This window comes from Aliivibrio friggae (assembly GCF_057368515.1).
In genome coordinates, this window is record NZ_CM170648.1 from 2,552,960 (window position 1) to 2,573,399 (window position 20,440).

A 20,440-nucleotide genomic window follows, 5' to 3' on the forward strand; every position below is an offset into this window, starting at 1 on the left:
AATCGATTTTTTTAGTGCATGATTAATAGCTTCAATCATCATTTAAACACTCTTTAATATTATATCGATGGATACCCATAAATAATTAGTATGAATCATAACAAAATTGACCTTAACCCCATGAGCTTAATGTCGCTGATACTCTCCTTTTTATCCTTAATTGTGATCTCAAGCCTGCTGTTTGTACCGCTAGATCACGCCAGTCGTACTATGTTAATCACACTCGACACCATTATCTGTGCCCTCTTTCTCTTTCAGCTCAGCCTTGATTTGTTTCGCAGTAAGCACCGTCTCCAATATTTAAAAGAACATTGGATCGATTTCGTAGCAAGTATTCCAATCATTGAACCCATTCGTTATGCACGCATTTTTCATATCTTACGTATTTTTCGCTTACTTCGCTCTAGCCAGTCTGTATTAAAGCAGATCCAATCCAATCGAAAAGAAGCCACTATTGCCTCTATTTTAGTTTTAATGGTTACTCTTATTTCTTTAGGCTCTGTTTTTATGCTGATGTTTGAAGGGTCAAATCCTGATGCCAATATACATACCGCAGGAGATGCCATATGGTGGGCCTTTGTCACTATATCAACCGTTGGTTATGGTGATCACTATCCTGTCACTGTTGCGGGAAAAGTTTTAGCGGTGTTGATTATTTTATCTGGTGTGGGGATTTTCGGTATGATCTCAGGCTTAATAACCTCAATTATTACCGAGCCGGCAAAAAATGAAGAACGCAAGAATAGAGAAAAAGAAAAGCAGTGTCGAGATGAGAAATTAAACTTACTTTTACAGCAGCAGAATGAGATCCTAAAAAGATTAGCATCCATTGAGAATAAAAAAGAGAAGTAATTACATCAGAATAATTTAATCACTTCTCTTTGTATTTAGGGTATCAACCTAAAAATGTAGGTTGGAATAAACCATTATTGCCAATAAGGGGGGTACTCTAAGCCTGCTTGGCGAGTTTGTTCCATAGCATGTAAAATAGAGCGTTCTTGTCTTAGTAACCAGCGCTCTAACTGCTCTCGCTCTTCAGCATCATCTAATAACTGAACACGAGTCCGTAAAGGCTCTAAACTCATTAAATCATCAATACCTTGTAAAAGATCAAGCCAAGGTAAGCGGAAACCTTTTCTTCGGTCATCATCATAAATAAGCGCAAAACAAGTGCCCGTCATTAAGTTACGACGTAAACGCATTTTTAATTTGAAGTAATCGGTCGGTAATAGCTGATTGGATACAGAGAAAGCCTCATCTAACGCTTCCCAAGTTCGATCCAGTAACACCCTAGAATGACTGTCTATTGATTCTTGTAATTGCTGACGCTTTTTATCATCTAAGAAAGGCTGCCAATCTCGCGTTAATATCCAACGACTCAAATCAAGCAATAACCCACAGTAACGAGATGAGACTAATAACATCAGCATCTCTTCTGTATTCGGCAGTGATTTCTCACTCTCTTTCAGGCTGGCTACCAAGAATTTACGTGCATCTAGCTTTCGTAATACATGCCCTTTTTCTTCAATTAAATAAGCTAAGTGGTCTGATTCATCAAGCCAATGCAACTCTTCTTCTAACCATTTAAGCTCTTGGCGTAATCGCTCACTAGCACGCTTTGGTACCATTTCGCCAAAAACTAGAAAAATTTGACGTAAAAATGCGATCGCAATACGAATTTCTTGTAGCGCTAATTGGTTTTGAGTATCGATGTAAATTTGTTCATGATAATGCCAATGAGAAAGTGCATACTCCAACGAATTAACAAAGCACGTCTCCACACTATCTGTTGATTCTGTTTTGACCAATGAAAGTGGTTTGACTTTATCCGCAGGTGCGTTCATTGCTAAACGGTAACCTTTTGCAGCTTTACTTTGATTGCCTAAACGCATCCCACCAGAACTGCATAAGTCTCTAGCCAGAGTAAATAACGCATCGGTCTGGCCTGATTTTAATTCTAATTCTACTTCGCAGATAGGAGTCGTTCGATCGCCTGCAATTACTTCACCTTGATCAAACGCCAGTTCAATCTCACTACCATCAGGCATTTCAATTAACCACTGCTTACGAACAAAGTTCGTTGAAAACAAAGGAGAAAGTTGTGATTGAAGATCTGCCAAAGCGATATCACTAGGCCAAGCATCTTGAGGATGTAAATACACATTAGGGACATCACAGTCATGTTCAGCATTGTATTCTGGACGCTGGTGCAACCCTGCTACCACACGACCTGCCGTTTTTAATGTTTGTGTTCGTTCATCATTAAATCGACGAATACGTAACCCAGTATCGTGTTTACGAAGATGCTGCTCTGGGGTGTCAAAATAGATGTTTCCTAAATTTAAGCAACTATGCTCAATGACTTTTGCTCCTGATATTTTGTCTATAATTGTGTCGACAAACTCAGGAAAAACAAAAAATTTTAGTTCGATTTCAGTTTCCATAATGACCTCATAACCGTTGTCTTTCCAAGGATATGGCTTAAACTGTTCGGTATCAAGCTAGAAATAACGCCCAAACCATGATCTAAAGTAGTTTTATTGATAGTGGGATTGGGTTAACATTCGCGCCTTTGTGGCCATCGTCTAACAATTCACCATTAGGTGTTTGTTTTATTAGGTTAAGAAACCATGCCAGTAAATACTATTATGGGGTTATTCGCCAAGTCCCCAATGAAACCTTTGCAGCGTCACGTTGTTTGTGTCAATGAATGCTGCTCACTTCTTGTTCCGTTTTTCGAAACGTGTGCAAAAGGTGACTGGGAAAAAGCGAGTGAACTTCGTGCGCAAATTTCTCATCTAGAGAAAGAAGCGGATGTTCTAAAACGTGAAATTCGTTTAAAACTTCCTCGTGGGTTGTTTATGCCAGTTGATCGTACCGACATGCTCGGTCTGTTAACTCAGCAAGATAAACTCGCAAACCTGGCTAAAGACATCGCAGGTCGCGTTGTTGGTCGTCAACTTGAAATTCCAAGCTCTATGCAGGATGCATTTTTAGCTTATGTTCAACGCTGTTTAGATGCGGCTAATCAAGCGCAAGAAGTAATCAGTGAATTGGATGAGCTATTGGAAACAGGCTTTAAGGGACGAGAAGTCACTTTGGTTGCTGAGATGATCAATAAGTTAGACATCATTGAAGATGATACTGACGAATTGCAAATTCAACTGCGCCAGCAACTCATGAGCATCGAGCACAAATACAACCCAATCGATGTTATGTTCCTTTATAAAATTCTTGAGTGGGTTGGTGGCATTGCTGACCAAGCACAGCGTGTAGGTTCTCGTTTAGAACTCATGCTATCTCGCTCATAAGTTTCTGATTCAGTAACAGGTAATACAATGGATATTCTTGCTAACTACGGCACGACCCTTATTTTAGTTGCGGCCTTCTTCGGCTTCCTTATGGCGATTGGTATTGGTGCAAATGATGTTGCCAATGCGATGGGCACCTCAGTTGGGTCTAAAGCACTAACAGTAAAACAAGCGATCATCATTGCAATGATCTTCGAATTTGCAGGGGCATACCTTGCAGGTGGTGAAGTTACAGATACAATTCGTAAAGGGGTAATTGATACCTCTCTTTTCGCCCATCAGCCTGAAGTATTAGTTTACGGCATGATGTCAGCGCTTCTTGCTGCAGGTACTTGGTTATTGCTTGCGTCTTACATGGGCTGGCCGGTATCAACAACTCACTCTATTATCGGTGCAATCATCGGTTTTGCGTGTGTTGCAGTAGGTACTGAAGCGGTTGATTGGAACTCAGTTCAAGGTATCGTAGGGAGCTGGTTAATCACTCCTCTCATATCCGGTATTTTTGCTTACATGATCTTTATCAGTGCTCAGCGACTGATATTTGATACTGATAAGCCATTAATGAATGCTAAGCGTTTTGTTCCGGTATACATGTTCATCACCACTATGGTTATTGCACTTGTTACTATCAAGAAAGGTCTAAAACACGTTGGTCTACATTTAAGTAATGGCGAAGCATGGGTTGCATCTGCAGGCGTATCAGCATTAGTAATGGTTGGTGGTTATCTGTATATCTCTCATAAATTTGCAAATACGGTAAATGATGAGAAAGACAGCCGTGGCTTTACTGGCGTAGAAAGTATCTTCAGTACATTAATGGTTATTACCGCGTGTGCTATGGCATTTGCTCATGGCTCTAACGATGTTGCTAATGCGATTGGTCCACTATCTGCTGTTGTTTCAACCGTTGAGCACATGGGTGAAATCACAACGAAAAGCACAATTGCTTGGTGGATTCTTCCTCTAGGTGGTATTGGTATCGTTGTTGGTCTTGCAACATTAGGCCACAAAGTAATGGCAACCGTTGGTACAGGTATTACTGAACTAACACCAAGCCGTGGCTTTGCTGCACAGTTAGCAACTGCTTCTACTGTGGTATTAGCATCAGGTACTGGTCTTCCAATCTCAACGACACAAACGTTGGTTGGTGCTGTACTAGGTGTAGGTTTTGCTCGTGGTATTGGTGCCCTAAACTTAGGTGTTGTACGTAATATCGTAGCGTCTTGGGTTGTTACCCTACCAGCAGGTGCATTGCTAGCCGTAGTTTTCTACTACGCAATGCAAGCAATCTTCGGTATCGGCGTTAGCGCATAAGCTTAATCAATTTTGAAACAATTGCACAAAGAGGAGAGTAAAATCTCCTCTTTTCTTGCATCTGGGCCCAAATATTTTTAGTATCTATACCTTCGTTTGAATCGATGATAATGCATGAATTAATAAATTGGTGTGTAACGGTTCAGGATCCATTTTTCAAAGGAATATTATTGTGAAGCATTTTATTAGCCTAATTTTACTCGCTTGGGCTATTGCTACGCCAGCGCAAGCTCAAACTCGTTATATTTCTGATAACCTGTTTACGTACATGCACTCAGGTCCAAGTAATCAATACAAGATCATTGGTAGCGTAAATGCGGGTGAACGCATTACTCTATTAAGCAGCAATAAAAACTCTGGTTTCACACAAATCGTGGATACCAAAGGCCGTAAAGGTTGGGTTGAAACTAAGTTTGTTTCTCGTCAAGCAGGTCTTGGTGAGCGTTTACCTAAAGTTGAAGCCGAACTGACGTCAGTTAAAACACAACTGGCCAATGCTCGTAAAGCGGCAAATGATGAGAAAGCAGGTTTAGCTGATAGCCTGACTCAACGTAACCAACAAATGCAAGATTTAGAGCAAAGCTACAGCGATGTTAATAACCAATTGGTTAGCTCTCAATCTGAAATTCGTGAATTACGCGCTAAGCTAGATACACAAAAAGAAGACTTATTACTTAAGTACTTCATGTACGGCGGTGGTGTTGCTGGTATTGGTCTATTATTTGGCCTTTTACTTCCTCACATGATCCCAAGCCGTAAGAAGAAACAAAACGGTTGGTCTTAATCACTCTTGATAACTAACAACTATTGATAACTAATCAATAAATGATAGATACAAAAAAGCTCAGATAATTCTGAGCTTTTTTATGCCTGCTAAACAATAATCCCTTATCCCTTATCCCTTCCATTCATACAATGCGGGAATCTCTATTTTCTGACCTTTAAACTCAATCACTACATTTCTAGGATTAATTTCTAATAGAGAAATAGACGGTGTAATGCTGCCTCCAACATTCACTTCTTTGCCATTCACCTTGATCCAGCGGCGACTTGGTTTTGAAGTATAGTTATGAGTTTGAAAATTTAACGCAGGTAAACGACCCACAAGCTGAGAACCGCTTTTCTCTAATTGAAGATAACCATCACTTTGTATTGGTTCTGGGTTTTCTTCCATTTCGTATTCTGATGGCTCACTTAAAATAGATTCAAATCGTGCCGCTAATTCTGGTGACAATCCTGATAAATCAAGGGCATCAATATCCAATAATTGCTCTGGCTCTGATGTTGAACTTTCAGAAACCTCTTTACTCTTTGGTGCTGAAGTTGCTCTAAACGACTCAATTGAATTTACTTTTTTTGGCGATTCTTTCAAACCAGTTAATGATAGTTCTTGAGCTCGTAGTGGTAACTTCACCGTTGCTAGTATTGGTAATGACAATACCGTATAGGTCGGCTTATAAGGCTCTAATTCCTGTTGAGACGCTTTATAATGAGGCAATGAAAGGTAGCTAGATATCATCAACGGAGGAAACACCACAATTGAGCCTAATACCCATAAAGGAAAGCGAGAAGACGACATTTACTTATCTCCTTGAAGCAAAGGCGCATCAATATTAACAACACTGTCTAACCACATTAAGGTACTTGATCCTACAACTCCATCAGTAGCTAACCCAAATATTTCTTGGAATTCTTTCACTTGTTGCTCTGTCTCTTGATTAAATTTGTCTGAATCACTAAACGGTTGTTCCAATGCAAAAGACAGTAAACGATTCAACTCTAGGATCGCTTTTCCTTTATCACCACGCTTCATCGCTCGTTCAGTAATGATTGGTTTTTTCCACAACTGGATATAAGCGCCATTCCAATGTTGTTCAAACCATTGATGAGAAACTTCAACATGTTTAGACGGTAAAAGTAACTCCACCCCTTTAGAGTGAACACGATAAACGAGTACTAGTAAGTCCTCACCCGTTTGTTGTTGTAACCAAGCCACCGCAGGTCTATTAATCGCTAATAAATCACTCAAACTGCCATTGCTATCTAAACAATATAGTTGCGCCCTTTTTGCATTAGTACAATTCGCTTGGAACTCATTTACTGAATAACCCCATACCGACAATAACGATTGAAAAGCCTCTGATTGCGAGGAGAACCCCTCTAATGGCACCTCAATAGCAGGCTCTATAATTGGATAATGAGCATCTAAATATCGAGGTAAAAAATGATAACTTCCCACACTCAACACTAAAGATAACCCTACCGCGATCATCGTTGGTGCCCATGATGCAGGATTTTTATGTCTTACCCCTTCACTTTCAACCTGCCAATCTAGCACTAATTCACAAGCTCGAATAACAGCTTGGTTATCTACACTCTGCTTGCCCTTTTGGTAGCTAACCCACAATGCTTTATCACACAGTAGGTTGATCACTCGAGGGATGCCATTAGAGTGACGAGCAATTTTCTTTATGGCAGAAGATGGAAACAGTGACAGCTCTCCGCCTGCAATCGTCAAACGGTGCTGTATATAAGATTCAATCTCTTGAGGTGTTAAAGGCAATAAATGATATCGTGCCGTAATACGTTGTGCGAGCTGACGTAAATTCGTTTGCTGTAACTTCTGTTGTAACTCAGGTTGGCCAATCAATAACACTTTTAATAACTTATCACGGTCTGTTTCAAAGTTAGTGAGTAAACGTAATTGCTCCAATACATCTGGGCCTAAATGCTGCGCTTCATCAATAGCAACGATAGTCTGAAAACCTTTCTCTCGCTCTGCTTTAAGAAAATAAACAATATTGTCGGTTAACTGTTTTAACGACGCCTTTTCAGAATAAGAAATCTCAAGCTCATCACAGATCGCCTCTAATAACTCTTGAGCGCTGAACATAGGGTTCAAAATTAAAGCAAGATGCACATTACTGTCTAATTGAGAGAATAGTGCGCGTGATACGGTCGTCTTACCCGTACCGACTTCTCCGGTTAATAACGCAAACCCACCGCCTTCTCCTAATCCCGACAATAAATAATTCAGCGCCTCTTTATGACGTTCACTCAAATAGAGAAAACGTGCATTAGGAGTCATTGAGAACGGAAGCTCATTAAAGCCAAAAAAATCTTGGTACATAAGAATGGTGTTTGTCCTATCAGGAAAATTCCAAGAATAAATATGGAATAAAAAGTCGAAAAGCTATGATTGCACGGTATCATTGGAACTAAGAAAGTAAAGAAAGTTCTCTTTATCTTGGCAACGAGTAGGGCAAAACGTGAATATTTATTTAGTTGGTGGTGCAGTTCGAGATTCACTTCTCAATATTGATGTAAAAGATAAAGATTGGGTTGTCGTTGGATCTAGCCCTAACGAGATGGGTTCACTTGGCTATCAAGCCGTTGGGCAAGATTTTCCTGTATTTCTACACCCGAAAACTAAAGAAGAATATGCACTAGCGAGAACTGAGCGAAAAAGTGGCCAAGGTTATAAAGGCTTTACTTGTTATGCCGAACCAGATGTCACTCTAGAAGAAGACTTGCTGCGCCGTGACCTTACCATTAATGCTATCGCTCAATCCGATAGTGGTGAATTGATTGACCCTTATAATGGGCAAGATGATGTAAATAATCGTCTACTACGCCACGTATCTGATGCCTTTATCGAAGACCCATTGCGTGTACTACGCGTCGCTCGATTTGCCGCCCGTTTTCATTATCTTGGTTTTACTATTGCACCAGAAACAATGGCATTAATGAAAACCTTAGTAGACAGCGGTGAGTTGTCTCACTTAACGCCAGAGCGTGTATGGCAAGAATGGGAGAAGTCTCTTTCGAGTCAGCACCCTGAGATCTTTCTTTCGGTATTAAAAGAGTGTGGTGCTCTCGCCGTTGTATTACCAGAACTGGATGCATTGTTTGGTGTACCTCAACCAGAAAAATGGCACCCTGAAATTGATACGGGGATTCATACTTTGATGGTAACGCAACAAGCTGCCCTATTAAGCCAAGATTTACCGACTCGCTTCGCAGCTCAAGTTCATGATTTAGGAAAAGGCGTCACGCCAGAATCAGAATGGCCAAATCATAAAATGCATTGCCATACTGGTATTAAACTGATTAAAACGCTCTGTGCACGAATTAAAGTTCCTAATGAGTACCGAGATTTAGCACTACTGGTTTGCGAACACCACACCAATATTCATCGAGCACCTGAATTACGAGCGCAAACCTTCATTAAGATATTCGATAAAATGGACGTATGGCGTAAACCAGAGCGCTTAGAGCCTATCTTACTCTGCTGCCAAGCCGATCATACGGGCCGATTAGGATTAGAGTCTGAGCCATACCCACAAAAAGCACGTTTTGAAATGGCGTTTGATGCTGCAAAAAGTGTGGAAGTGAAAGAAGTGGTTGCTGCTGGATTTAAAGGCGCTGAGATTAGAGAAGAGTTGAATAAAAGACGAGTTGAAGCAGTGAAGAGTAAGTTAGATATCAAATAAACTATACGCTACGCTAACTAGAACGCTTCGCTCTAGAAACTATAAAAGCAAAAGCTAAGGTTTCAGGTTTCAGGTTTCAGGAAGATCAAAACCGAGCACACCTGAAACCTGTAAGCGTAGCGTCCTGAAGCCTAGAAAATTGCCACTCTAGCCATACTGCTCTTATCGTTTCTAGTTTCTAGTTTCTAGTTTCTAGTTTCTAAGCAAAGCTTAACCACATAAGTAAACTCGTACCTAATAGTAAGCGATAAATAACAAACGGCGTCATTCCCATGCTTGAAATCAGCTTTAAGAAAAAGTGAATACAGATATAAGCACTAATAAAAGAAACCACCACACCAGTACTTAATAAACCAAAATTAATTGAAATATCACTCAGAGCCAATTTTAAACCAAGATAAGAACCCGCTAAGGTAATGATTGGGATAGACATTAAAAACGAAAAACGTGCAGCAGCTTCACGGGTAAAACCAAGGTAAAGTGCAGCGGTAATCGTAATACCAGAACGAGAAGTGCCCGGGATCATCGCCATTGCTTGAGCAACACCTAAAAATAACGCTTTTTTCCACGTCATCTCATATTCACCTTTGGCTAGTTCTGAGTTTTTATCAACCCACCAAAGCAATAAGCCAAATACGATCGTTGTCGTTGCAATAACCCATGCGCTGCGCAAATAGATCTCAATAAAATCTTTAAGTAACAGACCACAAAGTGCCGCTGGAATGGTTGCTAATATAATCAACCAAGCCAGTTTAGACTCTTTATTGTGTTCCTTTTTAGTAATCGAGCCTACCCACGCTGTTAATAACGTCACGACTTCTTTTCTAAAATAGATAATAACCGCCGCTAATGTTCCAACATGAACAGCGACATCAAAGGCTAAGCCTTGATCAGACCATCCAAGAACTGCAGAAGGGAGTATAAGGTGGGCAGAACTTGAAATAGGTAAAAACTCAGTAAACCCTTGCAACAAAGCAAGAAAAAAAGCTTCAAAGTACGTCATGATAGTCCATTAGAATGTTAAATTTAATAAAGCAGGTTTTAACGATTGAGAATAAGGGAACTCTGCCCATATTTCACTGATTGTACGTTCTGTACTTGGAATAATAAGATCTGGATTCAATTCCACCATAGGTAAAATAGCAAACGCGAACTTAAAAAGATCCTCTCTCGGTAACTTAGGATCTGATTCAGACACCAAATCACCATACAAAAGAATATCCAGATCTAATGTTCGATCTTGATTCTTCTGCGCATTAAGCTCTCGACCCCATTTAATTTCGATTGCACGTAATAGTGAACCTAATTCAGTCAATGAATGAGCAACGTTTAATTCCACCACTAAATTAAAAAAATTATGGCTTGAGAATCCAACAGGCTCAGCTTCATAAACCGTCGAAATCTTAGTTACGTCACCTAACGCTTTTAATTCATCAATCGCTGCTTTTACGTGTTTTTCAGGGGCAATATTGGAACCAACGCCAATATAGGTGGTGATCATTTGCTTCCTCGCTCAATCACAACCCCAACACTGTGTGCATTTACCACTGCTCCTGGTTTAGATAAATGAATGCGGATCCAAGGCACTGAAAAACGAGTCATAATAAGATCTGCGATCTCCTCTGCAACACGCTCAACTAATAAGAAGCGACCGTTTTGAATATGAGCCGTCACCGCCTCACTCACTTCTGCGTAATTTAAACAATGTTGAACATCATCAGATGCTGCTGCGGGTTTATTGTCGTGAGCCATATCAATATCTAATACGAGCTTTTGTTTAATGCCCTGTTCCCACTCATAAACGCCAATGGTTGTAATAACTTCAAGCTGTTTTATAAATACTAAATCCATCTTTGATCACACTTTTTATTAAGAGGTCGGATACCCATCAAAAGAAAAACAACGTAATATTGATATTACCTTGCTCAATATGCTGAGCAATATACTATAAAAATGATTTTTGATCGCTCCTGATCACCTAAATAAAGGCTCATTCATGACCCCTCTTGCACTAATTATGATCATCATCGCCTATCTTCTAGGATCGATCTCTAGTGCGGTTTTAATTTGTCGATTAAAAGGCTTACCCGACCCAAGAAATTCAGGCTCTCATAATCCAGGGGCAACTAATGTCTTTCGTCTTGGTGGTAAAGGAGCGGCAGGGTTAGTTCTACTTTGTGATATTTTAAAAGGCATGTTACCGGTATGGGGAGGCTACTTTCTTGAAATCAACCCTCTACTATTAGGCATCATTGCAATTTCAGCCTGCTTAGGTCACATGTACCCACTATTTTTTCACTTTAAAGGTGGCAAAGGGGTCGCAACCGCTCTTGGCGCATTAGCTCCGATAGGATTAGATCTAACGGGAATGTTATTTGGCAGTTGGGTTATCACGGTATTAGTGACTGGCTACTCTTCTTTAGCGTCAATGATCACCGCTTTACTTGCGCCTTTATTTACTTGGTTAGTCAAACCTCAGTATACCCTTCCTGTTGCTATGCTTTCTTGTTTAATCGTTCTAAAACATCACGAGAATATTCGTCGATTTTTTGCAGGTGAAGAGAAGAAAATTTGGCAAAGAAAAAGGGACTAATTTAGTCCCTTCTATACAAACCAGAAATAAAGATCATTTACGATCTTTGCTGATCACTACTATTTTGCAATTGGTTTAAGCTGATCGATAGGCCAACGTGGCTTAGCTTGAACCGCTAAATCTGTTGTCTCACCATTCTTCAAACGCTGCATACCTGCATAAGCAATCATGGCGCCGTTGTCGGTACAAAATTCAGTTCGAGGATAAAACACCTCACCACCAATTTTCTTCATCATCGCTTCTAGTTCTTGACGAAGGTAAGTATTCGCACTTACCCCACCCGCCATCACTAAACGTTTCATACCAGTTTGCTTTAATGCACGACGACATTTAATTGCTAAGGTATCCGCCACGGCTTCTTGGAAAGCAAACGCAATATCTGCACGAGTCTGCAAATCATCATCATTAGCACGAATGGTGTTTGCGGCAAATGTTTTTAGACCAGAGAAGCTAAAATCTAAACCAGGACGATCAGTCATTGGACGAGGGAATTTAAAACGACCTTTAGTGCCACTCTCTGCTAATTTTGATAGCAAAGGACCACCAGGATAATCAAGCCCCATTAATTTAGCTGTTTTATCAAACGCTTCACCTGCGGCATCATCCACAGATTCACCAAGAATTTGATATTCACCAATGCCTTTTACTTCAACCATCATGGTGTGGCCGCCTGACACAAGTAGTGCTACAAACGGAAATGCAGGAGGCTCATCTTCAAGCATTGGCGCAAGTAAATGGCCTTCCATGTGATGAACAGGAATAGCAGGAACATCCCACGCATACGCAATACTACGGCCAATAGTCGAACCAACTAATAATGCACCGACTAAACCTGGACCTGCCGTATAAGCAATACCGTCGATATCGTCTTTGGTCATGCCCGCATCATTTAATGCCGCTTGGATTAATGGAATTGTCTTTTTAACATGGTCACGAGAGGCCAATTCAGGGACAACACCACCGTAATCTGCGTGCAGTTTTACTTGGCTATAAAGTTGATGAGCTAATAGCCCTTTTTCATCATCATAAATCGCAACACCCGTTTCATCACACGAGGTTTCAATGCCTAAAATTCGCATATTTTTCTCAGTTACCTGTTAATTTAACGCCATATTACCTACATCACTAAGCTACCTCAAGCGACGTGATGACTAGAGAAGGTAAAATAAACAAAGAAATTACTCAATTCTTAATCAAGAATGCTTTACAAAACGCCTCGATCGGATTAAAATTCGGCACCAATTTGAATAATAGCTGGTTAATTATAACTACCAGCGAATTGACTAACACCTGAGGTGAAAGGCATATGCCAGTAGTTAAAGTACGTGAAAACGAACCGTTCGACGTTGCACTACGTCGTTTCAAGCGCTCTTGCGAAAAAGCAGGTATTCTTTCTGAAGTTCGCCGTCGTGAGCATTACGAAAAACCTACTACAGTACGTAAACGCGCTAAAGCAGCAGCTCAAAAGCGTCACGCTAAGAAGTTGTCTCGCGAAAACGCACGTCGCGTTCGCCTGTACTAATAACTTACCTAATTTAGGACTAAGTTATGGCTCTAATTGAAAAACTCAAAGACGAGCAAAAGTTAGCGATGAAAGCCAAGGATAAATTACGCCTTGGCACAATTCGTTTAGCTTTATCTGAAATTAAACAACGTGAAATCGATGGTCATACTACCTTGTCTGACGATGATATCATTGCTGTTTTAACGAAGATGGTTAAACAACGTCGTGATTCAGTATCGCAGTTCACTGCTGCTGGTCGTGATGATCTTGCTGAGAAAGAGAGTGCTGAAATTTTAGTACTTGATGACTTTATGCCGCAAGCACTAACTGATGAAGAAGTTGCTAAGTTATTAGACGAAGCAATTATCGAATCTGGTGCTGCAGGAATGCAAGATATGGGCAAGGTGATGGGCGTATTAAAACCTCAAATCCAAGGCCGCGCTGACATGGGTAAAGTAAGTCAATTAGTTAAATCTAAACTGGCTTAATAATACTCTATTTATAAAGCAAGCCGTGCTATCTTTGATATGCACGGCTTGTTTGTATCTACAGGAAAAGAAAAAAGATGTCTGGACATATCCCTCGCAGTTTTATTGATGAGCTTTTAAATCGACACGATATTGTCGATATCATTGACACAAGAGTAAAGCTGAAGAAACAAGGGAAGAACTACGGTGCTTGCTGTCCATTCCATAATGAAAAATCCCCTTCTTTTTCTGTTAGCCAAGAAAAACAGTTTTATCACTGCTTTGGCTGTGGTGTTCATGGTAATGCCATTGACTTCCTCATGGAGTTCGACCGTTTAGAATTCGTCGAAGCCATTGAAGAACTCGCCTCTATGCTTGGTCTTGATGTTCCTCGCGAACAACGTAGTGGCTTTAACGCCCCTTCAGGTCCAACGGCCAATTCAGAACAGAAACGAAGCCTATATGATTTAATGGGCGGTATCAGTCAATTTTATTGCTCCCAATTAAAATCTGCCACCAATATTCATGCTATCAACTACCTTAAAGATCGTGGCCTTTCTGGCGAAATAGTTCAGAAATTTGGTATCGGTTATGTGGCTGATGAGTGGGAATTAGTCAAAAATAACTTTGGCCGAGACAAAACATCACAAGATGCTTTAGTCAGCGGTGGGATGTTAATTGAAAGCGATAATGGCCGTCGTTATGACCGTTTTCGTGGTCGAGTCATGTTCCCAATTAGAGATCGTCGAGGTCGCGTTATTGGCTTTGGTGGTCGCGTAATTGGTGAAGGCACTCCCAAATATTTAAATTCACCTGAAACACCTATTTTCCATAAAGGCAAAGAGCTTTATGGTTTATATGAAGCGCTGCAAGCTTATAAAGATTTACCCCAAGCTCTCGTTGTTGAAGGCTATATGGATGTCGTAGCTTTAGCTCAGTTTGGCGTAGATTACGCTGTCGCCTCTCTAGGTACAGCAACGACAGGCGATCATATACAACTTCTCTTTCGCCAAACAAGCACTGTCGTGTGTTGTTATGATGGTGACCGAGCAGGTCGAGAGGCTGCATGGCGAGCAATGGAACAAGCACTGCCATACTTAAATGATGGCCGCCAATTAAAGTTCATGTTTTTACCTGACGGTGAAGACCCTGACACCTATATTCGCCAACACGGTAAAGTTGCCTTTGAACAAGCCGTAACTCAAGCTGAATCATTAATTGATTTTATGTTTAGAACGCTGGTCGATCAGATAGATACGAGTAGTCGAGAAGGAAAAGCGAAGTTAACAACACTTGCCGTTCCTTTAATCGATAAAGTGCCCGGTGGGACTCTGCGTCTTTATTTACGTGAGCAACTTGGCAAAACGCTCGGAATTATGGATGAAAGCCAATTACAGCAACTAATATCTAAGCAAGGTGCTCCAGAAACAAAGCGCCAAGCTCAACCAGAGATGAAACGCACAGCCATGCGTGAAGTGATCACGCTGCTGTTACAAAATCCAAATTTGGCGCAATTAGTCCCAGATTTAAGCAGTGTTCAAGACATTCCACTGCCTGGCTTAAGTTTATTTCTACAATTACTTGAAAATTGCAGACATAATCCCCATATCTCTACAGGCCAATTATTAGAACATTGGCGTGGGGATAAAAGTGAAAAACTATTATCGCGCTTGGCAGTATGGGAATTACCCATAGATCAAGACAACACCCAAGATGTATTTATGGATTCACTGGACAATGTTTTGGCCCAGTGCATCAATCAACAAATTGAAAGTTTACAGACGAAAGAAAGAACGCTTGGCTTATCAGTCGAAGAAAAGCGGGAGCTACTAGCCTTAATGCTAGAATTAAAAGCATAGAATCCCTGCATCGTCATCAACACATAAATTTGTTATTATTAATGGTTTGCATTTCGCATACTAATTCCTTCACACAGACCAGAAGTAGGATACCGTCTATGGATCAAAATCCGCAGTCACAGCTAAAATTACTTGTAATCAAAGGCAAGGAACAAGGCTATCTGACCTACGCAGAAGTTAACGATCACCTACCAGAAGAAATTGTAGATTCTGAGCAGGTTGAAGATATTATTCAAATGATCAATGACATGGGCATCAAAGTGGTAGAAACCGCACCTGATGCCGATGATATGTCATTGAATGATGATGATGCCGTAACTGATGAAGATGCAGCAGAAGCAGCTGCAGCCGCACTATCAAGTGTAGAAAGTGAAATTGGCCGTACAACGGATCCTGTTCGCATGTACATGCGTGAAATGGGTACTGTTGAACTTCTTACTCGTGAAGGCGAAATCGACATCGCTAAACGTATTGAAGAAGGCATTAATGAAGTTCAGTGTTCAGTTGCTGAATTCCCTGGCGCAATTTCATACTTATTAGAACAGTTTGATAAAGTTCAAGCCGAAGAGATTCGACTTACTGACATCATTTCTGGTTTTGTTGATCCTAATGATGATGGTTCAGCAGCACCAACAGCAACTCACATCGGTTCTGAACTGAGTGAATCTGATCTTGAAGACGAAGATAAAGAAGCTGAAGATGATGAAGACGAGGAAGAAGAAGATGTAGGTATTGACCCAGAGCTTGCTTTGGAGAAATTCACAGAACTTCGTACGTCTTACCACAACATGCAACTTGCTTTTGAAGAACATGGTCGTGATAACGCAAAAGCACGCGTAGCGATTGGCGAGTTAACGGATGTATTCCGTGAATTTAAACTGATCCCTAAACAGTTTGATTACCTAGTTCGTGAAATGCGCGGCAGCATGGATCGTGTTCGTACACAAGAACGTTTAATTATGCGTATGTGTGTTGAATACGGAAAAATGCCTAAGAAATCATTCATTTCTCTTTTCTCTGGTAATGAATCTTCTGACGAATGGTTCAACGAAATCATCGCATCTGACAAACCATACGTGGAGCGTCTAAAGCGTTACGAAGAAGATATTCGCCGTTCAATTAAGAAAATTGACAGCATTGAGAAAGAAACTGGATTACCAGTTCTAAATATCAAAGACATCAGCCGTCGCATGTCTATCGGTGAAGCAAAAGCTCGTCGTGCGAAAAAAGAAATGGTTGAAGCGAACTTACGTCTTGTTATCTCTATTGCTAAAAAATACACAAACCGTGGTCTACAATTCTTGGATCTTATTCAAGAAGGTAACATCGGTCTGATGAAGGCTGTAGATAAATTTGAATACCGTCGTGGTTACAAATTCTCTACTTATGCGACATGGTGGATCCGTCAAGCGATCACTCGTTCAATTGCCGACCAAGCACGTACAATCCGTATTCCAGTTCACATGATCGAAACGATCAACAAACTGAATCGTATTTCGCGTCAAATGCTACAAGAAATGGGCCGTGAGCCATTACCAGAAGAACTTGCTGAGCGCATGCAAATGCCTGAAGACAAGATCCGTAAGGTTCTGAAAATCGCTAAAGAGCCTATTTCAATGGAAACACCAATCGGTGATGATGAAGATTCGCACCTAGGTGATTTCATCGAGGATAATACCCTTGAACTTCCTGTTGATTCTGCAACTTCAACAAGCTTGAAATTTGCAACTAACGACGTTCTTGCAGGCCTAACTCCTCGAGAAGCAAAAGTACTTCGTATGCGTTTTGGTATCGATATGAATACCGACCATACTCTTGAAGAAGTAGGTAAGCAGTTTGATGTAACGCGTGAGCGTATTCGTCAAATCGAAGCGAAAGCACTTCGTAAATTGCGTCACCCAAGTCGTTCGGAAGTATTACGTAGCTTCTTAGACGAATAATTAAACATAATTATTTGTTAATAGAATCAAAAAGGTGAGCTTAGGCTCACCTTTTTTCGATCTAGATGCATATTTTCAATCAAGTGATTAAAAAGCAAACGCCTTATGGCTAGACACTGTTTTCATCTTCCCCTATAATCACCACCTACAACGGCCCCTTAGCTCAGTGGTTAGAGCGCACGACTCATAATCGTTCGGTCCCCAGTTCAAATCTGGGAGGGGCCACCAAATTAGAAAAGGCTGATAAGTATTTTTACTTATCAGCCTTTTTGCTTTTTAATTTATCTTTTTTTTCTTGATGATTAGTAAGTACCCAATCAGAAGTAAAAATATAGATAGCTCTATTGCCGCCCTCATCAACCCTGAAGTACATACGGCAGCAATAATTAATGCAATAACAATCGCTAACAGTCCTTTTTTATTCATATACTCCATCCTAGAAATTATTCGAATACTATTATTCAGGATCTATCGCGCAATGAAAAATAGCGAATAGCACTATCAAAGAACCAATTGCACTATCAATGGATCACAAAAAAGCATTAATAATTGGGATATTAAATAAAGCTACCTATACTAATTGATAATTATTTTGATCATGGAGCTATCAATGAAACGACTACTTTTACCCCTTCTTATCTCTAGCACCTCTTTCTATGCTCTTGCTAACGATCAACCTAAGGTTAGCGGCTTTTATGTTGGGGCAGGTTTCGGAACATTTGGTTACTCAGAGGAAGACTCTTGGAATGACAATAATAATAACCTTCTCTCAGCAGAAGCTGATGGCAACTCAACAAAAATTTATCTCGGCTATCAATTCAATAAAATTGTTGGTATTGAAGGAACATATACCGACTATGGCACAGCCAAAGCAAAAGTGGGTAGTTATTCAATGAAACCTACCTCTATTTCCTTAGCTGCCAATTTAGGTTACACCTTTGGAAATGGCCTTAGACCTTTTGGCTTAGTTGGTATGTCGAGTTTAGATTTAAATCAAAATGAAGAACAGTTAACCGACGATAACGGAGCCGCTTTTAAGGTTGGGTTCGGTGTTGAATACACACCAAAAGCATTAAGCGGGGTTCAAATTCGAGCAGCCTATGAAGTGGATATGTATGCAGTTGAATATGAGTCAACGAATGGGTTTTACTCAGAAACCAATCTCTACGCCTTAGACTCTTTATACCTTGGTGCTTCTTATAAATTTTAATGACTAAACAGAGCATTGGTACCCCAACCTTTGCTCTTATTCTTAATAAATGAGTAAAATCTTTTTTTCCTCTCAGCTTTTATATCTTTCTTGATATACACTCCCCTTGTATCCAACACTAACTAATAAAAAAATAAAGGTTATCTATGTATAATTTAGCCAATAATCTTGAGCGTAACGCAACTTTTCGTCCTAATAATATTGCCCTCATCTTTCAAGATCAGAAAATTACTTACCAAGAATTAAATCAAAAAGTAAACGCCATTGCTGATCACTTGAGTCAACTCAATATAAAACCTGATGAGAAAATTGCTCTATCTTGTCCTAACACGCCTGAATTTGTTATTGCTTATTATGCCATTCAAAAAATTGGAGCTATCGTTGTTCCTCTGAATGTAATGCTAAAAGGTGAAGAAGTTGCTTATCACCTAAAAGATTCTGATGCGGTAGCCCTGATTTCATACCAAGGTTCGGATGCAATGCCTATCGGTCAGTTTGGCTATGAGGGCTACAGTAAAGCGGACTTTTGTGAACACTTCATCCTAATTGAAACAACACCAAACTCTCAAGAAGCAGCCGTCGCTCACTCATTTAACCAATGGTTAGAAAGCGGAAGAAAGTCTTTTGAAACAGTCTATCGTTCAGCAGAAGATAGTTGTGTCATTCTATATACCTCAGGGACTACTGGTGCAGCCAAAGGGGCTGAATTAAGTCAAAGTAACATGCTGTGTAACGCACAAGCATGTCAGTCATTGACGAATCAAAAAGGGACTGACGTGAGTATTGCGATACTTCCGCTATTTCATACCTTCGGTCAATCTCTGATCATGAACACTTCGATTCTTGCTGGTAGTGCGCTCGTTCTTATTTCTCGATTCGTACCAAAAACCGTTCTTCAACAAGTTTATGAACACAAAGTGACTCATCTTGCGGGTGTTCCAACCATGTTCATTGGTTTACTGGCTTATGCTGAAAAGCATCCAGGAGAGCACCTAAAAGAGATCGCAAAAAATCTTAAAGTCGCTATTTCAGGTGGTGCATCAATGCCAGTTGAAGTGCTAAAACAATTCGAAGAAAAACTTCAAGTACCGGTTATTGAGGGCTATGGATTATCTGAATCATCCCCTGTCGCCGCATTCAACCATTTAGAGTTTGAAAGAAAGCCAGGAAGCATTGGGCAGCCTTTACCAGGTGTCACCATGAAAGTGGTAGACAAAAATGGGCATGAACTACCAACAGGACAAGAAGGTGAGCTTGTAATTCGTGGCCATAACGTAATGAAAGGCTATTACAAAAAACCACAAGAGACCGCAAAAACAATTGTAGATGGTTGGCTTCATACGGGCGATATTGTTCGCTTCGACGAGGAGGGTTATATCTATGTCGTTGATCGCTTAAAAGAACTGATCATTAGTGGCGGCTATAATGTCTATCCACGTGAAGTAGAAGAAGTATATATGAAACACCCTTCAGTACATTTAGTTGCTGTCATTGGTGTTGAGCATCCGCGTTTTGGTGAAGAAGTAAAAGCCTTTATTATTCTTAAAGAAGGCCATTCTATTTCAGAAAAAGAACTGATTAAATGGAGTAAACAACACCTCGCTGATTATAAGTGCCCTAAACATCTCGATATTGTAGAAGCATTACCAATGACAGCAACAGGCAAAATTTTAAAGCGAATGCTAAAAGCATAAAGGTAGAGTCTACCTTCTATAATTGCAGGTATATTCCCATATAAAAAATAGGTAT

20 protein-coding genes and 1 tRNA gene are annotated in these 20,440 nt (G+C 40.3%); 13 read left to right on the forward strand and 8 right to left on the reverse strand.

Translation table 11 applies throughout. The features are described 5' to 3' along the window. The first annotated feature begins 90 nt into the window (after nucleotides 1-90). A complete protein-coding gene (locus AC2INI_RS11785) occupies nucleotides 91-852 on the forward strand; it encodes a potassium channel family protein (RefSeq protein ID WP_486304899.1) in 762 nt (253 codons plus the stop codon). Between the two features lie 74 nt (nucleotides 853-926). Here AC2INI_RS11785 and AC2INI_RS11790 read toward each other — a convergent pair whose 3' ends face one another. After that, complete coding sequence (locus AC2INI_RS11790; protein WP_486304900.1) at nucleotides 927-2,444, reverse strand: CYTH and CHAD domain-containing protein; 1,518 nt, start codon at nucleotides 2,442-2,444, stop codon at nucleotides 927-929. 186 nt (nucleotides 2,445-2,630) lie between these two features. On the opposite strand from AC2INI_RS11790, the gene AC2INI_RS11795 reads away from it, so the two are divergent. The 3 genes from AC2INI_RS11795 to AC2INI_RS11805 all read left to right on the forward strand — a co-directional run bounded on the left by AC2INI_RS11795 (nucleotide 2,631) and on the right by AC2INI_RS11805 (nucleotide 5,409). Further along, nucleotides 2,631-3,311 carry a TIGR00153 family protein gene (locus tag AC2INI_RS11795; protein ID WP_065594162.1) on the forward strand — a complete coding sequence of 227 codons (681 nt, stop codon included), beginning with the start codon at nucleotides 2,631-2,633 and terminating at the stop codon, nucleotides 3,309-3,311. Between the two features lie 27 nt (nucleotides 3,312-3,338). After that, nucleotides 3,339-4,625 carry an inorganic phosphate transporter gene (locus tag AC2INI_RS11800; RefSeq protein WP_486304901.1) on the forward strand — a complete coding sequence of 429 codons (1,287 nt, stop codon included), beginning with the start codon at nucleotides 3,339-3,341 and terminating at the stop codon, nucleotides 4,623-4,625. Between the two features lie 172 nt (nucleotides 4,626-4,797). Continuing rightward, nucleotides 4,798-5,409 carry a TIGR04211 family SH3 domain-containing protein gene (locus tag AC2INI_RS11805; protein WP_122033704.1) on the forward strand — a complete coding sequence of 204 codons (612 nt, stop codon included), beginning with the start codon at nucleotides 4,798-4,800 and terminating at the stop codon, nucleotides 5,407-5,409. Between the two features lie 111 nt (nucleotides 5,410-5,520). On the opposite strand, the gene AC2INI_RS11810 is transcribed toward AC2INI_RS11805, so the two are convergent. Both AC2INI_RS11810 and AC2INI_RS11815 read right to left on the reverse strand, forming a co-directional pair. Next, on the reverse strand, nucleotides 5,521-6,204 hold the full coding sequence (locus AC2INI_RS11810) for a general secretion pathway protein GspB (RefSeq protein WP_486304902.1): 684 nt from the start codon (nucleotides 6,202-6,204) through the stop codon (nucleotides 5,521-5,523). After that, nucleotides 6,205-7,755 (reverse strand): AAA family ATPase, encoded by a 1,551-nt coding sequence (locus AC2INI_RS11815; protein WP_486304903.1) that lies wholly within the window; start codon nucleotides 7,753-7,755, stop codon nucleotides 6,205-6,207. It lies immediately after the preceding gene. A gap of 139 nt (nucleotides 7,756-7,894) precedes the next feature. Here AC2INI_RS11815 and AC2INI_RS11820 point away from each other — a divergent pair, with 139 nt between their 5' ends. After that, a complete protein-coding gene (locus AC2INI_RS11820) occupies nucleotides 7,895-9,118 on the forward strand; it encodes a multifunctional CCA addition/repair protein (RefSeq protein ID WP_486304904.1) in 1,224 nt (407 codons plus the stop codon). A 199-nt stretch (nucleotides 9,119-9,317) separates the two neighbouring features. On the opposite strand, the gene AC2INI_RS11825 is transcribed toward AC2INI_RS11820, so the two are convergent. The 3 genes from AC2INI_RS11825 to folB are packed head-to-tail and all read right to left on the reverse strand — an operon-like array spanning nucleotide 9,318 to nucleotide 10,969. Continuing rightward, nucleotides 9,318-10,121 carry an undecaprenyl-diphosphate phosphatase gene (locus tag AC2INI_RS11825; RefSeq protein ID WP_122033708.1) on the reverse strand — a complete coding sequence of 268 codons (804 nt, stop codon included), beginning with the start codon at nucleotides 10,119-10,121 and terminating at the stop codon, nucleotides 9,318-9,320. A 9-nt stretch (nucleotides 10,122-10,130) separates the two neighbouring features. Next, nucleotides 10,131-10,619 carry a 2-amino-4-hydroxy-6-hydroxymethyldihydropteridine diphosphokinase gene (gene folK, locus AC2INI_RS11830; RefSeq protein WP_486304905.1) on the reverse strand — a complete coding sequence of 163 codons (489 nt, stop codon included), beginning with the start codon at nucleotides 10,617-10,619 and terminating at the stop codon, nucleotides 10,131-10,133. After that, nucleotides 10,616-10,969, reverse strand: coding sequence for a bifunctional dihydroneopterin aldolase/7,8-dihydroneopterin epimerase (folB, locus tag AC2INI_RS11835; RefSeq protein WP_122033710.1), 354 nt, complete (start codon nucleotides 10,967-10,969; stop codon nucleotides 10,616-10,618). The genes folK and folB overlap by 4 nt, the downstream gene beginning before the upstream one ends. A gap of 145 nt (nucleotides 10,970-11,114) precedes the next feature. Between folB and plsY the strand changes: the two genes are divergently transcribed. Further along, nucleotides 11,115-11,711 carry a glycerol-3-phosphate 1-O-acyltransferase PlsY gene (plsY, locus tag AC2INI_RS11840; RefSeq protein WP_122033711.1) on the forward strand — a complete coding sequence of 199 codons (597 nt, stop codon included), beginning with the start codon at nucleotides 11,115-11,117 and terminating at the stop codon, nucleotides 11,709-11,711. A 59-nt stretch (nucleotides 11,712-11,770) separates the two neighbouring features. Here the strand turns inward: plsY and tsaD are convergent, their stop codons facing one another. Next, nucleotides 11,771-12,790, reverse strand: a complete 1,020-nt coding sequence (gene tsaD, locus AC2INI_RS11845; protein ID WP_060992596.1) for a tRNA (adenosine(37)-N6)-threonylcarbamoyltransferase complex transferase subunit TsaD — start codon at nucleotides 12,788-12,790, stop codon at nucleotides 11,771-11,773. Nucleotides 12,791-13,017: 227 nt separating this feature from the next. On the opposite strand from tsaD, the gene rpsU reads away from it, so the two are divergent. The 5 genes from rpsU to AC2INI_RS11870 all read left to right on the forward strand — a co-directional run bounded on the left by rpsU (nucleotide 13,018) and on the right by AC2INI_RS11870 (nucleotide 17,709). Next, the gene (gene rpsU, locus AC2INI_RS11850; protein WP_005421025.1) at nucleotides 13,018-13,233 is read left to right on the forward strand and encodes a 30S ribosomal protein S21; all 216 of its coding nucleotides are present in this window, start codon (nucleotides 13,018-13,020) and stop codon (nucleotides 13,231-13,233) included. A 26-nt stretch (nucleotides 13,234-13,259) separates the two neighbouring features. After that, nucleotides 13,260-13,703 carry a GatB/YqeY domain-containing protein gene (locus AC2INI_RS11855; protein WP_122033712.1) on the forward strand — a complete coding sequence of 148 codons (444 nt, stop codon included), beginning with the start codon at nucleotides 13,260-13,262 and terminating at the stop codon, nucleotides 13,701-13,703. Between the two features lie 77 nt (nucleotides 13,704-13,780). Continuing rightward, entirely contained in the window at nucleotides 13,781-15,541 is a 1,761-nt protein-coding gene (dnaG, locus tag AC2INI_RS11860) for a DNA primase (protein ID WP_486304906.1), read from the forward strand. Between the two features lie 98 nt (nucleotides 15,542-15,639). Beyond that, nucleotides 15,640-17,481, forward strand: coding sequence for an RNA polymerase sigma factor RpoD (rpoD, locus tag AC2INI_RS11865; RefSeq protein WP_254052620.1), 1,842 nt, complete (start codon nucleotides 15,640-15,642; stop codon nucleotides 17,479-17,481). Between the two features lie 152 nt (nucleotides 17,482-17,633). Further along, nucleotides 17,634-17,709: transfer RNA gene (locus AC2INI_RS11870), tRNA-Ile, on the forward strand. A 48-nt stretch (nucleotides 17,710-17,757) separates the two neighbouring features. Here AC2INI_RS11870 and AC2INI_RS11875 read toward each other — a convergent pair. Beyond that, a complete protein-coding gene (locus tag AC2INI_RS11875) occupies nucleotides 17,758-17,907 on the reverse strand; it encodes a hypothetical protein (RefSeq protein WP_122033715.1) in 150 nt (49 codons plus the stop codon). Between the two features lie 184 nt (nucleotides 17,908-18,091). Here AC2INI_RS11875 and AC2INI_RS11880 point away from each other — a divergent pair, with 184 nt between their 5' ends. Beyond that, nucleotides 18,092-18,691 (forward strand): porin family protein, encoded by a 600-nt coding sequence (locus tag AC2INI_RS11880; protein WP_122033716.1) that lies wholly within the window; start codon nucleotides 18,092-18,094, stop codon nucleotides 18,689-18,691. 146 nt (nucleotides 18,692-18,837) lie between these two features. Continuing rightward, entirely contained in the window at nucleotides 18,838-20,385 is a 1,548-nt protein-coding gene (locus AC2INI_RS11885; protein WP_122033717.1) for a long-chain-fatty-acid--CoA ligase, read from the forward strand. Nucleotides 20,386-20,440: the final 55 nt, after the last annotated feature.

Excerpts from the sequence above, each read along its gene's own strand:
- AC2INI_RS11785 (WP_486304899.1), top strand. The coding sequence starts at position 91 with ATGAATCATAACAAAATTGACCTTAACCCCATGAGCTTAATGTCGCTG.
- AC2INI_RS11790 (WP_486304900.1), bottom strand. The coding sequence starts at position 2,444 with ATGGAAACTGAAATCGAACTAAAATTTTTTGTTTTTCCTGAGTTTGTC.
- AC2INI_RS11795 (WP_065594162.1), top strand. The coding sequence starts at position 2,631 with ATGCCAGTAAATACTATTATGGGGTTATTCGCCAAGTCCCCAATGAAA.
- AC2INI_RS11800 (WP_486304901.1), top strand. The coding sequence starts at position 3,339 with ATGGATATTCTTGCTAACTACGGCACGACCCTTATTTTAGTTGCGGCC.
- AC2INI_RS11810 (WP_486304902.1), bottom strand. The coding sequence starts at position 6,204 with ATGTCGTCTTCTCGCTTTCCTTTATGGGTATTAGGCTCAATTGTGGTG.
- AC2INI_RS11815 (WP_486304903.1), bottom strand. The coding sequence starts at position 7,755 with ATGTACCAAGATTTTTTTGGCTTTAATGAGCTTCCGTTCTCAATGACT.
- AC2INI_RS11825 (WP_122033708.1), bottom strand. The coding sequence starts at position 10,121 with ATGACGTACTTTGAAGCTTTTTTTCTTGCTTTGTTGCAAGGGTTTACT.
- folK (WP_486304905.1), bottom strand. The coding sequence starts at position 10,619 with ATGATCACCACCTATATTGGCGTTGGTTCCAATATTGCCCCTGAAAAA.
- folB (WP_122033710.1), bottom strand. The coding sequence starts at position 10,969 with ATGGATTTAGTATTTATAAAACAGCTTGAAGTTATTACAACCATTGGC.
- plsY (WP_122033711.1), top strand. The coding sequence starts at position 11,115 with ATGACCCCTCTTGCACTAATTATGATCATCATCGCCTATCTTCTAGGA.
- tsaD (WP_060992596.1), bottom strand. The coding sequence starts at position 12,790 with ATGCGAATTTTAGGCATTGAAACCTCGTGTGATGAAACGGGTGTTGCG.
- rpsU (WP_005421025.1), top strand. The coding sequence starts at position 13,018 with ATGCCAGTAGTTAAAGTACGTGAAAACGAACCGTTCGACGTTGCACTA.
- AC2INI_RS11855 (WP_122033712.1), top strand. The coding sequence starts at position 13,260 with ATGGCTCTAATTGAAAAACTCAAAGACGAGCAAAAGTTAGCGATGAAA.
- dnaG (WP_486304906.1), top strand. The coding sequence starts at position 13,781 with ATGTCTGGACATATCCCTCGCAGTTTTATTGATGAGCTTTTAAATCGA.
- rpoD (WP_254052620.1), top strand. The coding sequence starts at position 15,640 with ATGGATCAAAATCCGCAGTCACAGCTAAAATTACTTGTAATCAAAGGC.
- AC2INI_RS11875 (WP_122033715.1), bottom strand. The coding sequence starts at position 17,907 with ATGAATAAAAAAGGACTGTTAGCGATTGTTATTGCATTAATTATTGCT.
- AC2INI_RS11880 (WP_122033716.1), top strand. The coding sequence starts at position 18,092 with ATGAAACGACTACTTTTACCCCTTCTTATCTCTAGCACCTCTTTCTAT.
- AC2INI_RS11885 (WP_122033717.1), top strand. The coding sequence starts at position 18,838 with ATGTATAATTTAGCCAATAATCTTGAGCGTAACGCAACTTTTCGTCCT.